We start from the raw sequence: 14,025 nt of genomic DNA, 5'->3' as shown, positions 1-14,025 counted from the left end.
TTATTCCCCCTGACGCTGGTAGTCGTTACGCTGCGCGTTAACGCGGCGTTGGTCCATGATATCTCCCGCAGACGTTGCGGGGGCGCTGTTGGCGCTGCTACTGGAGCTTGACGCTGGCGGCAGACGCAGCAAGTTATTCGCGCCACTGTTGTCACTCTTTGCCGCAGGCGCGGCATTACCACCTTTCAGCATCTGATCCAGCGGTAGCACCATCAGGTTGCCGCCTTTATCGTTAACCAGCACTTTGCGGGTATGGCTCAGCACTTTTTCCATGGTTTCGATATACAGACGCTCACGGGTAATTTCCGGCGCGGCTTTATATTCCGGCAGGATCTTAGCAAAGCGCGCCACTTCACCCTGTGCTTCCAGGATGGTTTGCGTTTTGTACGCGCGCGCCTCTTCAAGGATACGCTGCGCCTGACCGTTCGCACGCGGCTGAACTTCGTTGGTATAAGCTTCGGCTTCACGGATGTACTGCTGCTCGTTTTCACGGGCGGCAATGGCATCATCAAACGCGGCTTTCACCTCTTCCGGCGGACGAGCGGCCTGGAAGTTAACGTCCAGCAGGGTAATCCCCATGTTATATGGGCGAATGGTCTCTTCCAGTTCGCGCTGGGTATCGCTACGAATAACGGTACGACCTTCGGTCAGAATACGATCCATGGTGTATTTGCCAATAACGCCGCGCAGCGCGCTATCCGTTGCCTGACGCAGGCTGTCGTCGGCGCTGGTAACGCTAAACAGATAGCGCTCAGGATCAGTAATGCGGTACTGCACGTTCATTTCAACGCGCACGACGTTTTCATCAGACGTCAACATCACGCCAGATGCCGCCAGTTCACGAACGGATTCCACGTTTACTGGAGTTACTTCATCAATAAAGGTCGGTTTCCAGTTCAGGCCCGGTTCGACCAAATGGCTAAACTTGCCAAAACGGGTGACAACGCCACGTTCCGCTTCTTTGATGGTGTAGAACCCGGTTGCAGCCCAGATAATAACGACCGCTGCGGCAACGATACCCACAATGCGCCCGCTCGCCTGGCCACGAGGGCCAGAAGAACCCGGATTACCGCCGCCGGTGCTTTTACCACCACCCAGGCCACCGAGTTTTTTACTCAGTTTACGGAAAATATCATCCAGATCAGGTGGCCCCTGATCGCGACCGCCTTTGTTTCCATTTCCCTCAGAGTTGCCGCCTGGTTTGCTGCTTCCCCACGGGTCGCGGTCTTGTCCGTTGTTACCGGGCTGATTCCACGCCATGTATGTGCTCCATATTTATTTGCGGTGTATACCCGGCCTTTGGCGGGCACCCCCAAAGGGGAAAAATCTTCAGGCTGCCGGTCAAACGACGTACTCTTCGAGTGCCGGTTCTTGTTTACAGAGTCGACGCCAGTCGACGATCGGCATACGCACCTGCATACCTACGCTGCCATCGTCTTCCATCCACTCTTTTTCTATTGCCTGAAGCTGGTGAAACCGACTTCTCAGACGCCCTTCCTGCGGCGGTAATCGCAGCGTGTGCTGCGCCACTTCACCCGCAAGACGTTCAGTCAAAGCCTGGAATAACAGTGGTACACCAACCCCTGTCTGCGCGGAGAGCCAGACACGGATCGGTTTGTTCTCTTCATCCCGATCAATACGCGGTTCGAAATCGTCCAGCATATCGATTTTGTTCATCACCAGCAGTGTCGGGATATCGTGCGCCTCAATCTCTTCCAGCACGGTGTTCACTGCATCGATGTTTTCCTGCACTCGCACATCGGCGGCGTCAATCACATGCAGCAACAGCGTCGCCTGGCGCGTCTCCTGCAAGGTTGCTTTAAACGCGGCAACCAAATCGTGCGGCAAGTGGCGAATAAACCCTACCGTGTCCGCCAGCACCGTTTCGCCGACATCCGCGACATCAATACGACGCAGGGTCGGATCGAGGGTGGCGAATAGCTGATCGGCCGCGTAGACCTGCGCCTGGGTTATCTGGTTAAACAGCGTGGATTTACCGGCGTTGGTATACCCCACCAGCGAGACCGTTGGAATATCGGCTTTCGTGCGGGAACGACGCCCCTGTTCACGCTGCTTTTCAACCTTTTCGAGGCGCGAGAGGATCTGAGTAATACGATTACGCAACAAACGACGGTCGGTTTCGAGCTGGGTTTCACCCGGACCGCGCAAACCAATGCCGCCCTTTTGTCGTTCAAGGTGGGTCCAGCCACGCACAAGGCGTGTCGCCAGATGGCGCAACTGCGCCAACTCTACTTGCAATTTCCCCTCATGCGTACGCGCACGCTGGGCAAAAATATCTAATATCAGACCGGTGCGATCGATGACTCGACATTCGCACAGTCTCTCCAGGTTACGTTCCTGGGCTGGGGTTAGCGCATGATCAAAGAGCACAACAGAAGCGCCCGCAGATTTTACGGCATCCGCAATTTCAACTGCTTTACCTTCACCAACAAAATATTTTGGATGCGGTGCTTTACGGCTACCGGTAATCACCTGCATTGCTTCGACACCGGCGGAAGAGACCAGAGATTCAAACTCCTGGAGGTCTTCCATATCTTTGTCTTGCGAAAAATAGATGTGTACCAGTACCGCCTGCTCACCGGCGTCATAACGGTCAAACAAGCGTAAACCCTCATAAAATACCAGCGGGGAACACAGCTTTACTGGCTCCCCGATCTGGAAAATCAGCCGTCAACCTTATTCGGTCTCTTCGCCTTCCTGCTGTGCAGAGCCCTGCGCGTTGCTACCGTGATGGTAGTTACTGCTGGTACCGCCGCCGGCATTGTTGCTGTGATGAGAAACCGGACGAGATGGAACAACAGTTGAAATCGCGTGCTTATAGACCATCTGACTGACCGTGTTTTTCAACAGGATCACGAACTGATCGAAAGACTCAATTTGCCCTTGCAGCTTAATACCATTCACCAAATAAATTGAAACTGGAACACGTTCCCGACGCAGTGCGTTCAGGAACGGATCTTGTAAAGATTGCCCCTTAGCCATTCTATCTTTTCCTTATATGCTTGTTTTGTACTTAGAACCCGTAAGTTCTGAAAACTGCGTAAAAATTTGCGCGCCATACGACTTAATTGTACACATTCACCCTGCGATAGCACTAACAACCTGCAGCACGTCACGGTAAGACTTTTCTGGCTTTTCACTCTCTAACCAGTGAACGCCATCCCAGCCCCGTAACCAGGTTATCTGCCGCTTGGCTAACTGCCTCGTCGCGCAAATACCTCGATAAACCATTTCATCGTATGAAATTTCGCCTTCAATGTATGACCACATCTGGCGGTATCCCACACAACGAATGGAAGGCATATCCGTATGCAAATCACCGCGAGCAAAAAGCGCCCGCACTTCTGCTTCAAAACCTGAAGCCAACATCTGATGAAAACGCTGCTCAATTCGTTGATGGAGCAGTTCACGGCTCGCCGGGGCGATGGCGAACTGATGCACCTGGTAAGGCAGAGCGTCTCCTGACGTTTGCGTCAGATCCGTTAAAGTTTTACCCGAAATGAAAAAAACTTCCAGTGCCCGGGAAAGCCTTTGCGGATCATTTGGATGAATCCGCGCTGCGGCAACGGGATCAATCTCCCGCAACTGCTGATGCAACGCTTCCCATCCACGCTCTGCCGCCTGTTTTTCAATGTCTGCTCGCACTTGCGCGTCTGCCGACGGAAGAGGCGATAACCCTTCCAGCAGCGCCTTAAAGTAGAGCATCGTACCGCCCACCAGCAGAGGAATACGCCCTGCATCGGTTATCTCTTTCATCTCCGCCAGCGCATCGCGGCGAAAATCAGCGGCGGAATAAGCTAACGCCGGATCGAGAATATCCAACAACCGGTGCGGCGCAGCTTGCAATTCTTCCGAACTTGGCTTGGCGGTACCGATATCCATTCCCCGATAGATAAGGGCTGAATCTACGCTTATCAACTCTACTGGCAAAACTTTACGAAGCTCAATGGCTAATGCAGTTTTGCCGGAGGCCGTGGGCCCCATCAAAAAAATAGCCTTCGGCAGGCCAGCCTTACTCACTTCACTCATTTTTCAGGGCGTTCATCGCCTTTTGCAAATCAACAGGTTGTAATAAACCATCCGGCGGGGTCTTCATCAGATGCGGACAAAGCCGTTCAACGTCGGCAAGCAGGGTTATCGCCTGCGCCACACTCCATTGTGGATGTTCGCTCACCAGCTGGCGCGCCAGCCAGTGAGAAATATTCACCGCATCAATGCTTGTCTGCTGCGCCAGGTAGCCTATCAGAGCGGGAATCAAGATTTGTAAATTTTGTTGGCGCAAGGGTAAAGGCACTGCGCGAATGGTCACGTGCTGTCCATCTGGCACAAATTCGATACCCATTTCCGCCAGCACTGCCTGCGCACGCTTCAACACTGCGCTCTCTTGCGCAGAGATTTTTAAACGCACCGGAATCAATAACGGCTGACCGCAGGCAGGCGCATGGTCTGGCGACAGTTGCGCATGGCGCAGCCAGCGTTCAGCCACCGGCAGCGCCAGCAATGCTAACTTTCCGTCACGCTCAAGTAGCGCGAAATGCGGCGCAATAAGCGTTAATACGCGACCAAAACTCTGGCTGTGCCCGTCCAGTGACGGAGCGACAGGCTCCGCATTTTCATGTTTACGTTCGACAACTGGTGTTTCCAGCAATTGCCGATAAAGCGCCCCCTGCTGTTTCTGATAACCCGGCTGAGCGTTAGGCCATGGCTGAGCGGTGGTACTGCTACGCGCTCCCCGGGAAGAAGGGGGGGAAACACGCGACGCTTGCGGCTCGCGAGCGACCAACGGTTCAGCAAACTGGTTGCGCCCTGCCGCCACGCGGTTTTCCGGCAGCGCTCTTGGCGCGGGTTCTTCAGAAAGCGGTAACGGTGTTTCCATCTGCTGTTGCAGCACACTCAACACGCCCTGGTAGATAAAATCATGTACCAGCCGCGACTGATGAAAGCGCACCTCATGTTTTGCCGGATGGACATTCACATCCACTTGATGCGGATCGATTTCCAGATAAAGCACAAACGCAGGCTGCTGATCCGCGCCCAGTTTATCTTCACAGGCCTGGCGAATAGCGTGGTTAATCAGCCGGTCGCGCATCATGCGACCATTCACATAACAATACTGGATTTCAGCGAAAGCGCTGGAGGTACTTTTGGGATCGGCCACCCAGCCGCGCAATGCTAAGTCACCATGCTGCCACTCAATGGCCAGCGCCTGCTCTAAAAATGGCGTACCGCAAATCGCGCCAAGGCGGCGCTCTTTCTGCCCCCCTTCAGCAACCGCGCGATACTGACGCACCAATTTACCGTTGTGATTGAGATTAATGGTGACATCAAAACGCGCCAGCGCGATGCGGCGGATCACTTCATCGATATGGCCGAACTCGGTTTTTTCCGTGCGCATGAATTTGCGTCGTGCGGGCGTGTTGTAAAACAGATCCAACACTTCAAGCGTCGTGCCCACGGGGTGGGCCGCAGGTTTCACGGTCACCGCCATCTCGCGCCCTTCGGCGTAAGCCTGCCAGGCTTCTTGCTGATCGGCAGTACGGGAAGTCAACGTTAAGCGGGAAACCGAGCTGATACTTGCCAGCGCTTCACCGCGAAAACCGAGGCTAATGATCGCTTCCAGGTCATCCAGAGACGCGATTTTGCTGGTGGCGTGACGTGCCAGCGCCAGCGCCAGCTCCTCTTTTTTGATGCCGACACCGTTATCACGGATTCGAATCAACTTCGCGCCACCGCGTTCGATATCAATATCAATACGCGTAGCGCCAGCATCAAGGCTGTTTTCCACTAACTCTTTCACCACCGACGCAGGGCGTTCAACCACTTCGCCCGCGGCGATCTGGTTCGCAAGCTGTGGCGGTAGAACCTGTATCGGCATGAAAAAAATCCTTAGTTGAGCAACCCGTTAGCAGATGAGCCCGCGCTGGCGGTTTGCCCGCCGCTCTGCGGCGAGGATTGCAACGGGTGTGCGAGGAAATAGTTACGCAGCCCGCCATAAATTGCTTCGGCAATTTGCTGCTGGTAGGCATCGCTTCCCAGTAGCCGCTCTTCGCTGCTGTTACTGATAAAACCAGTTTCGACCAGCACCGACGGAATATCCGGCGAGCGCAGAACACCAAGGCTAGCGTGCTCAGGGCGGCGTTTATGTAATGCACCGATGCGCTGAAGCTGGCTGAGCATACTGGTGGCGACATCATAGCCTACGCGCTGGGAATGGCCGAACTGTAAATCCAGCACCGCCTGGCTCAGATAAGGGTCGGACTGGCTATTTGCCAGTACATCGCCCGCACCGCCAAGCAGCTCGGACTGCTTCTCATGCTGCTCCAGCCAGCCCGCCATTTCACTGTTTGCACGGCGGTTAGATAACACCCATACCGAAGCGCCGGTCGCATCGCGATTAGGCGCGGCATCGGCATGAATCGAAACCAAAAAGTTTGCATTCTGCTTACGCGCCACGTCGGAGCGACCCATTACCGAAATAAAGTAATCGCCATCGCGGGTCATTACCGGTTTGAACATGGGGTCACTATTCAGTAATGCCCGCAGCTTCCGCGCAATGGAGATAGTGACATTTTTCTCCTGCGTTCCCCCTGCGCCAATCGCGCCGGGATCCTGACCGCCATGCCCGGCATCGATGGCAATCACCACTTTATCGCCAGAAACGGCGCGTGACTGCATCGCAGGCCGCGTGATGGTATTGCTGCTGGTGACGCTGGTGATGCGATCGTTTTCGCCTTTAAACGGATTACGTCCCGGTGCCGTTTGTTGCGACATAACCGCCGGGGTTTCTGGGCGTTTCACCACCACTTTTGGCGGCGGTGGAGGCGGAGGAACGTCGGCATCAATGGTAAAGACGACGGTGTAACCCGCACCGCTTTGCTGTTTCACCGCGCGGGTTTTACCGTTCTGCGTCAGATCCACCACCAGCCGAATCGACTGGTTGTCCTGTGCGGTACCGGCACGAATGCTTCTCACCAGATTATTGCCACTGAACTGCAGCGGCAGACCCTGAATAACGCCAGTCTGCTTGATGTCCAGCGCAACGCTGCGTTTGCCCTGTTGAGAAAACGAATAGTCTGGATCGCCCATAAAACTGAAAGTGATACGCGCCTGGCTATCGCCATTCGACACCTGAATATCCGCTAAACTCGCCGCACTCACCTGCGTACACAGCAGGAACAACGCGAGCGCCAACCAACTTTTCACGTGACAGATCATTCCGTCATCCTTCCGGTTAACCGGCCATACGTGCCAGTAACGAATCGCCAGATGAGGATACAGCGCTAATGCGCGCCTCACGCCCCTGTGCCTGGTAATCTAAATGGATTTCGACATCCGGGTCAGGCAGTACACCCGCACCTTGTTGCGGCCACTCGACCAGGCAAATCGCATCGTTGGCAAAATAATCACGGATCCCCATAAATTCCAGCTCCTCCGGGTCCGCAAGGCGGTACAAATCGAAGTGGTACACCATTAATTTATCGAGGGTGTAAGGTTCAACCAATGTATACGTTGGGCTTTTGACATTACCGTTATGGCCTAAAGCCTGGAGAAATCCCCGGCTAAAGGTGGTTTTACCTGCACCAAGATCGCCATATAAATAAATCACTGTCGCGCCGTCACAGGCCTGCGCCACACGCTTGCCGAGATCCAGTGTTGATTGCTCGTCAGGTAAAGGAATAACTCGATTAATCATCTTCTGTTTCAATTACATCCGGGTTAACAACACGCAGCAGCGTGCTAAAAAGATCGGTTGCCAGCATGCCTCGCTGGCCGTGCTGCACCGCCAGACGATCCGCCGCCGCGCCGTGTGCGACACACCCGGCACAGGCTGCGTCATACAGGCTCAATTTTTGCCCCAGTAGCGAACCGATAATGCCCGACAGCACATCGCCCATTCCGCCACTTGCCATTCCGGCGTTGCCGGCATCAATAATGCCCGTTTCGCCTTCGTCGCTCGCGATAACCGTACCCGCACCTTTCAGCACGACAATACCTGCGTAACGTTTTACCAGACGCCGGGCGGAAAGTAAGCGGTCGCTTTCAATTTCTGCCACGCTACAGTTAAGCAGGCGAGCGGCTTCGCCGGGGTGCGGCGTCAGAACGCGATTGTGACGTTTATCGGGATTGATTGCCAGAAGGTTCAACGCATCCGCATCCCATAACATCGGTTTGCGAAAATTTTCCACTTTCTGTAGCGCCTTTTTACCCCACTCCTGTTGCCCAAGACCGGGGCCAATCACCACCACGTCCGCCCATGCAAGGCTCTCATCCAGCGACTCGGCGGTGAGTTCGTGCACCATCAATTCCGGGCGCGCGGTAATAATGGGCACGATATTCTCACTACGCGTGAGTACCCGCACCAGGCCGGCTCCTGTGCGCAACGCGGCTTCTCCCGCCATGCGCACCGCGCCTGCCGTTCCGTGATCGCCACCGATAATCACCAGCCGCCCGAAATCGCCTTTATGCGAAGTGGGCCGCCGTGGCGTAAACCACTGTGTAAGTAGGCTGCCATCAAAACGGGAAATTGATGTTTGCTGGCCAGAAAGCCAGGCGTCAAGCCCTAAGGCATGGTGATGTAATTGACCAACTACATCGCGCGCTTTGCCCGTTAGCAAACCCGGTTTAAGGGCGATAAACGTCACCGTATGACGCGCCTGCATCACCGCACCTGCGGCCGCGCCGGTTTGCGCATTCAGGCCAGAGGGAATATCCAGTGCCAGCACAGGAGCCGGGTGCGCATTGGCATGATCAATTAGCGCCGCCACATCATCGCGCGGCGCACTGGTCAGCCCGGTGCCAAGCAGCCCATCAATAATGAGATCAACCTGTTCCGGCCACAGAACATCAGCCGCATGGATCTCGCCGCCGGCGTTGAGCCACGCATCGCGCGCCTGCACTGCCTCTTCCGGCAGCGGTTTGTTGCCTTCCAGCGCCAGCAGCGTCACGGAAAGCCCCGCCGCCGCCGCTAAACGCGCCACCACATAGCCGTCGCCACCGTTATTGCCGTGACCACAAAGCACAAGCCAGCAGCGCGCATCGGGAAAATGTTCTCGCGCAATGTTGAACGCCGCTTCTCCCGCGCGTTGCATCAGTTCATAAAGCGTGATACCAAGGCTATCCGCCGCCTCTTTTTCAGCGCGCTTGAGGTCCTCAGCAGGCCAGACAGAGTGTGGTATACTTGCTGCGATTTTCTTCATTGTATGGTCCGTCATGTCAGAGCCCCTCGATCTCAATCACTTAGCGCAACAAATCAAACAGTGGGGCACTGAACTAGGTTTTCAGCAGGTCGGTATTACTGATACCGATCTCAGCGCCAGCGAACCTGCGTTACAGGCATGGCTGGACAAACAATATCACGGCGAGATGGAGTGGATGGCGCGTCACGGCATGATGCGCGCCCGCCCCCATGAGCTTCTCCCCGGCACACTGCGCGTTATCAGCGTGCGAATGAACTACCTTCCCGCGCAAGCGGCCTTCGCCAGCACGTTGAAAAACCCGGCGCTCGGGTATGTCAGCCGTTATGCGCTGGGCCGCGATTACCATAAGCTGCTGCGCAACCGGTTAAAAAAGCTCGGCGAGTTAATTCAGCAGCAATGTGCTTCGCTGAATTTTAGACCTTTTGTCGATTCCGCGCCCATTCTTGAGCGCCCACTGGCGGAAAAAGCCGGGCTTGGCTGGACAGGTAAGCACTCACTTATCTTGAGCCGCGACGCGGGCTCGTTCTTTTTCCTTGGCGAGTTATTGATCGATCTACCGCTACCCGTCGACCAACCGGTGGAAGAAGGCTGCGGTCGCTGTGTGGCCTGCATGACCATCTGCCCGACCGGCGCGATTGTCGAACCCTATACGGTCGATGCCCGGCGCTGCATTTCTTATCTCACCATTGAGCTGGAAGGCGCTATCCCTGAAGAGTTTCGTGCGCTGATAGGTAACCGGATTTACGGCTGTGACGATTGTCAGTTGATCTGCCCGTGGAACCGTTTCTCTCAGTTGACCGAAGAAGAGGATTTCAGCCCGCGTAAAGCGCTGCACGCGCCAGCGTTGATTGAGCTGTTCGGCTGGACCGAGGCGTATTTTTTGAAAATCACTGAAGGTTCGGCCATACGCCGTATTGGGCACCTGCGCTGGCTGCGGAATATTGCCGTCGCGCTGGGGAATGCGCCGTGGGATATCGCCAATATTCAGGCGCTCGAAAAACGCCTTGGTGAGCACCCACTTCTCGACGAACACATACAGTGGGCGATTGCGCAGCAAATTGAGAAGCGTAATGCCTGCGTCGTGGAAGTCCAAACCTCGAAAAAACAACGGCTGGTGCGGGTGGTTGAAAAAGGTCTGCCGCGCGACGCCTGAGCCATCCACAGCTTGTGAATAAAATTAAAAACACATTACGATTCAACGCGCCCAAAATCGTCAAGCGATCGCGTTAACAGTTTGCAATGTTATTTTCTTTCTATTTTTCAATGCACTAAAAACAAATCATTTACTTACCGAAGTAATGGATGGGTTGCGAATGAAAGGTGAGCCTGTGGATAAGTCTGTTCACAAACGTTTAGCGAAGACAATAAAAAACGTCCCCAACGAGGAAATTCCCTGTGGATAATTTATTGGATTTGAAAATTTGGAGCGGGAAACGAGACTCGAACTCGCGACCCCGACCTTGGCAAGGTCGTGCTCTACCAACTGAGCTATTCCCGCATACTTATCTGGTTTGGCTTGCTTGCCGTCACCAGTAAATCTGGATGGTGCGTGCCTTTCGGCATTTCAAATTTGGAGCGGGAAACGAGACTCGAACTCGCGACCCCGACCTTGGCAAGGTCGTGCTCTACCAACTGAGCTATTCCCGCATATTTATCTGGGTTCAACGTCAATGCCGAAGCCAGTAAATCTGGATGGTGCATTTCAAATTTTGGAGCGGGAAACGAGACTCGAACTCGCGACCCCGACCTTGGCAAGGTCGTGCTCTACCAACTGAGCTATTCCCGCTTATCATCGATTTTTCAGTAACTTGCTTTCGCTTTTCACTAAAATTTCGTGATGCCGTGTTGCACATTTCTGTGTCTTCACGGGAGGCGCATTATACGAGAAATCCTTCCTGCTGCAAGCCCCCGAAAGCAAATTTTCGCTTTTTTTGTTCAAGTGCCGATTTAATCGACAAAACGCGCATTTTTCCGGCAAAATCGCGCCACGAGTGGCTTACAGAGCCGAAGCGAAAAATTTCCGGCTCCGCGTCGCTGACGCATTACAGCTTAATAAAATGTTCGCGATAGTAAGCCAGTTCCGCCACCGATTCGCGAATATCATCCAGTGCCTGATGGGTGTTCTGCTTTTTCAGCCCTTCCAGCACTTCCGGTTTCCAGCGACGCGCCAGCTCTTTCAGCGTGCTGACATCAAGGTAACGATAATGGAAATAGGCTTCGAGTTCCGGCATGTACTTAAACAGAAAGCGGCGATCCTGGCCGATACTGTTACCGCAAATCGGCGATTTCCCCGCTGGTACCCACTCTTTCAGGAACGCAATGGTCGCCAGTTCTGCCGCACGGTCATCCAGTTGGCTGGCCTTCACGCGTTCCACCAGTCCACTGCCGGTGTGCGTACGTACGTTCCAGTCATCCATCAGCGCTAATTGCGCGTCGGATTGGTGGACTGCAATTACCGGGCCTTCCGCCAGAATGTGGAGGTTTGCATCGGTCACCAGCGTCGCGATTTCAATAATGCGATCGCGCTCGGGATCTAACCCCGTCATTTCAAGATCGATCCAAATGAGGTTGTTTTCATTTGCGCTCATGCTATTTTCCACCCTTCTCGCGTAACTATATTCATCTAAAATTGCGTGTATCATAGTCGTTTTGCCCATCCGGGGCGACCAGGAGCCAGCACGATTGAGTAAAAATAAACTCTCCAAAGGCCAGCAGCGCCGCGTCAATGCGAACCACCAGCGCCGACTAAAAACGTCTGCGGAGAAAGCTGACTACGATGACAACCTGTTCGGTGATCCGTCCGAAGGGGTGGTGATCAGCCGCTTTGGCATGCACGCCGATGTGGAATCCGCCGATGGCAAAGTGCATCGCTGCAACATACGCCGAACTATCCGCTCGCTGGTCACCGGTGACCGCGTGGTGTGGCGTCCGGGTAAAGAGGCGGCGGAAGGTGTCACCGTGAAAGGTATCGTTGAAGCGGTCCATGAGCGCACCTCGGTGCTCACGCGCCCCGACTTTTACGATGGCGTCAAACCGATCGCGGCAAATATCGACCAGATCGTCGTGGTTTCCGCCATCCTGCCGGAATTATCGCTCAATATCATCGACCGCTATCTGGTAGCGTGTGAAGCCCTGCAGGTTGAGCCGTTGATTGTGCTGAACAAAATTGATCTGCTGGATGACGAAAGCATGGCCTTCGTTAACGAGCAGATGGATATCTATCGTGGGATTGGCTACAAAGTGCTGATGGTTTCAAGCCATACGCAAGACGGGCTGGCACCGCTTGTCGAAGCGTTGACCGACCGCATAAGCATCTTCGCGGGTCAGTCCGGTGTGGGGAAATCGAGCCTGCTCAATGCGTTGCTTGATTTTCAGGAAGATCAAATTCTCACCAACGACGTTTCTGATGTCTCTGGCCTCGGCCAGCACACCACGACCGCGGCGCGGCTTTATCATTTCCCGCATGGCGGCGATGTGATTGATTCACCGGGCGTTCGCGAGTTTGGCCTCTGGCATCTCGAACCGGAACAAATCACCAACGGTTTTGTCGAATTCCATGACTATCTTGGTCATTGCAAATACCGCGACTGCAAGCATGATACTGATCCAGGTTGCGCCATCCGCGAGGCGGTAGAGAAAGGCGAAATTGCCGAAAGTCGGTTTGAAAACTACCACCGCATTCTTGAGAGCATGGCGCAAGTAAAAACGCGTAAAAGCTTTTCTGAATCTGATGACTGACAACTACGCTAAGCGTCGCTAAAATCGTCCCCCATTTTCAAAGACCCCGGTGCTTGCGCGCCGGGTCAGGAACGACAAAAACAATAGCCTGGAGGCTACCTTGTTAAATTCATTTAAACTTTCGCTTCAATACATTCTGCCGAAACTGTGGCTCACTCGCCTGGCGGGCTGGGGCGCAAGCAAACGCGCAGGCTGGTTGACCAAACTGGTTATCGATCTGTTCGTGAAATACTACAAGGTCGATATGAAAGAAGCGCAGAAGCCGGACACCGCCAGCTACCGCACTTTTAACGACTTTTTCGTCCGCCCACTGCGTGACGAAGTACGCCCGCTCAACACCGATCCGAACGTACTGGTGATGCCGGCAGACGGCGTCGTCAGCCAGCTTGGCACCATCGACAATGACAAAATCCTGCAGGCCAAAGGGCATAATTACAGCCTGGAAGCGCTGCTGGCGGGCAACTATCTGATGGCGGATCTGTTCCGTAACGGTAGCTTTGTCACCACCTATCTCTCGCCGCGCGACTATCACCGCGTGCATATGCCGTGCAACGGCATCCTGCGCGAGATGATTTACGTGCCGGGCGATCTCTTCTCCGTGAACCATCTGACGGCGCAGAACGTGCCGAACTTGTTTGCACGTAACGAACGCGTGATCTGCCTGTTTGATACCGAGTTTGGCCCGATGGCGCAAATTCTGGTCGGCGCAACGATTGTCGGCAGCATCGAAACCGTATGGGCAGGCACCATCACGCCGCCGCGCGAAGGCATTATCAAACGCTGGACCTGGCCTGCTGGTGAAAGTGAAGGTGCGGTTGCGTTGCTGAAAGGTCAGGAGATGGGCCGCTTTAAACTCGGTTCCACGGTAATTAACCTGTTTGCGCCGGGCAAAGTGAATTTGGTCGAGCAGTTACAGAGCCTGTCAGTGACCAAAATTGGCCAGCCGCTGGCGGTTTCCACCGAAGCTTTCGCGCCTGTGGATGCACAACCGGCACCGCTGCCGGAAGCGGAAATTAAAGCCGAGCATGACGCCAGCCCGCTGGTAGACGACAAGCAAGACGAAAGCTAA

12 protein-coding genes and 3 tRNA genes are annotated in these 14,025 nt (G+C 54.5%); 3 read left to right on the top strand and 12 right to left on the bottom strand.

Translation table 11 applies throughout. The features are described 5' to 3' along the window. The 8 genes from hflK to nnr all read right to left on the bottom strand — a co-directional run bounded on the left by hflK (window position 1) and on the right by nnr (window position 9,233). A complete protein-coding gene (gene hflK / locus IP581_RS02140) occupies window positions 1–1,260 on the bottom strand; it encodes an FtsH protease activity modulator HflK (RefSeq protein WP_086872992.1) in 1,260 nt (419 codons plus the stop codon). Window positions 1,261–1,341: 81 nt separating this feature from the next. Beyond that, complete coding sequence (gene hflX, locus IP581_RS02135; RefSeq protein WP_086872993.1) at window positions 1,342–2,622, bottom strand: ribosome rescue GTPase HflX; 1,281 nt, start codon at window positions 2,620–2,622, stop codon at window positions 1,342–1,344. Window positions 2,623–2,697: 75 nt separating this feature from the next. Further along, a complete protein-coding gene (hfq, locus tag IP581_RS02130) occupies window positions 2,698–3,003 on the bottom strand; it encodes an RNA chaperone Hfq (RefSeq protein ID WP_017459171.1) in 306 nt (101 codons plus the stop codon). A 96-nt stretch (window positions 3,004–3,099) separates the two neighbouring features. Then, the gene (gene miaA, locus IP581_RS02125; protein ID WP_193821647.1) at window positions 3,100–4,050 is read right to left on the bottom strand and encodes a tRNA (adenosine(37)-N6)-dimethylallyltransferase MiaA; all 951 of its coding nucleotides are present in this window, start codon (window positions 4,048–4,050) and stop codon (window positions 3,100–3,102) included. Beyond that, complete coding sequence (mutL, locus tag IP581_RS02120) at window positions 4,043–5,896, bottom strand: DNA mismatch repair endonuclease MutL (protein ID WP_193821646.1); 1,854 nt, start codon at window positions 5,894–5,896, stop codon at window positions 4,043–4,045. Before mutL ends, miaA begins: the two co-directional genes overlap by 8 nt. Before the next feature lie 11 nt (window positions 5,897–5,907). Next, window positions 5,908–7,236 carry an N-acetylmuramoyl-L-alanine amidase AmiB gene (gene amiB / locus IP581_RS02115; RefSeq protein ID WP_193821645.1) on the bottom strand — a complete coding sequence of 443 codons (1,329 nt, stop codon included), beginning with the start codon at window positions 7,234–7,236 and terminating at the stop codon, window positions 5,908–5,910. A gap of 16 nt (window positions 7,237–7,252) precedes the next feature. Then, window positions 7,253–7,714, bottom strand: a complete 462-nt coding sequence (tsaE, locus tag IP581_RS02110) for a tRNA (adenosine(37)-N6)-threonylcarbamoyltransferase complex ATPase subunit type 1 TsaE (protein WP_017459175.1) — start codon at window positions 7,712–7,714, stop codon at window positions 7,253–7,255. Beyond that, window positions 7,707–9,233, bottom strand: a complete 1,527-nt coding sequence (gene nnr, locus IP581_RS02105) for a bifunctional ADP-dependent NAD(P)H-hydrate dehydratase/NAD(P)H-hydrate epimerase (RefSeq protein WP_193821644.1) — start codon at window positions 9,231–9,233, stop codon at window positions 7,707–7,709. Before nnr ends, tsaE begins: the two co-directional genes overlap by 8 nt. Between nnr and queG the strand changes: the two genes are divergently transcribed. Continuing rightward, window positions 9,232–10,371, top strand: a complete 1,140-nt coding sequence (gene queG / locus IP581_RS02100; protein ID WP_086872998.1) for a tRNA epoxyqueuosine(34) reductase QueG — start codon at window positions 9,232–9,234, stop codon at window positions 10,369–10,371. The genes nnr and queG overlap by 2 nt on opposite strands. A 269-nt stretch (window positions 10,372–10,640) precedes the next feature. Here the strand turns inward: queG and IP581_RS02095 are convergent. The 4 genes from IP581_RS02095 to orn form a co-directional block, all read right to left on the bottom strand. Next, window positions 10,641–10,716 (bottom strand) — tRNA-Gly (locus IP581_RS02095). A gap of 73 nt (window positions 10,717–10,789) precedes the next feature. Beyond that, window positions 10,790–10,865, bottom strand: a tRNA-Gly gene (locus tag IP581_RS02090). Between the two features lie 63 nt (window positions 10,866–10,928). Further along, window positions 10,929–11,004 (bottom strand) — tRNA-Gly (locus tag IP581_RS02085). A 256-nt stretch (window positions 11,005–11,260) separates the two neighbouring features. Next, window positions 11,261–11,806: an oligoribonuclease gene (gene orn / locus IP581_RS02080; protein ID WP_193821643.1), complete on the bottom strand. Its 546-nt coding sequence runs from the start codon at window positions 11,804–11,806 to the stop codon at window positions 11,261–11,263. Window positions 11,807–11,900: 94 nt separating this feature from the next. Here orn and rsgA point away from each other — a divergent pair, with 94 nt between their 5' ends. Both rsgA and asd read left to right on the top strand, forming a co-directional pair. Continuing rightward, entirely contained in the window at window positions 11,901–12,956 is a 1,056-nt protein-coding gene (rsgA, locus tag IP581_RS02075) for a small ribosomal subunit biogenesis GTPase RsgA (RefSeq protein ID WP_176519706.1), read from the top strand. 100 nt (window positions 12,957–13,056) lie between these two features. Beyond that, on the top strand, window positions 13,057–14,025 hold the full coding sequence (gene asd / locus IP581_RS02070) for an archaetidylserine decarboxylase (protein ID WP_193821642.1): 969 nt from the start codon (window positions 13,057–13,059) through the stop codon (window positions 14,023–14,025).

Origin of the sequence: Kosakonia pseudosacchari, from assembly GCF_015167415.1 — a bacterium.
Classification (GTDB): Bacteria; Pseudomonadota; Gammaproteobacteria; order Enterobacterales; family Enterobacteriaceae; genus Kosakonia; species Kosakonia pseudosacchari.
This window is presented reverse-complemented; position numbering and strand designations above follow the sequence as displayed.

Coding starts and splice junctions, on each gene's coding strand:
- hflK (WP_086872992.1), bottom strand. CDS start 1,260: ATGGCGTGGAATCAGCCCGGTAACAACGGACAAGACCGCGACCCGTGG.
- hfq (WP_017459171.1), bottom strand. CDS start 3,003: ATGGCTAAGGGGCAATCTTTACAAGATCCGTTCCTGAACGCACTGCGT.
- miaA (WP_193821647.1), bottom strand. CDS start 4,050: ATGAGTGAAGTGAGTAAGGCTGGCCTGCCGAAGGCTATTTTTTTGATG.
- mutL (WP_193821646.1), bottom strand. CDS start 5,896: ATGCCGATACAGGTTCTACCGCCACAGCTTGCGAACCAGATCGCCGCG.
- amiB (WP_193821645.1), bottom strand. CDS start 7,236: ATGATCTGTCACGTGAAAAGTTGGTTGGCGCTCGCGTTGTTCCTGCTG.
- tsaE (WP_017459175.1), bottom strand. CDS start 7,714: ATGATTAATCGAGTTATTCCTTTACCTGACGAGCAATCAACACTGGAT.
- queG (WP_086872998.1), top strand. CDS start 9,232: ATGTCAGAGCCCCTCGATCTCAATCACTTAGCGCAACAAATCAAACAG.
- nnr (WP_193821644.1), bottom strand. CDS start 9,233: ATGACGGACCATACAATGAAGAAAATCGCAGCAAGTATACCACACTCT.
- orn (WP_193821643.1), bottom strand. CDS start 11,806: ATGAGCGCAAATGAAAACAACCTCATTTGGATCGATCTTGAAATGACG.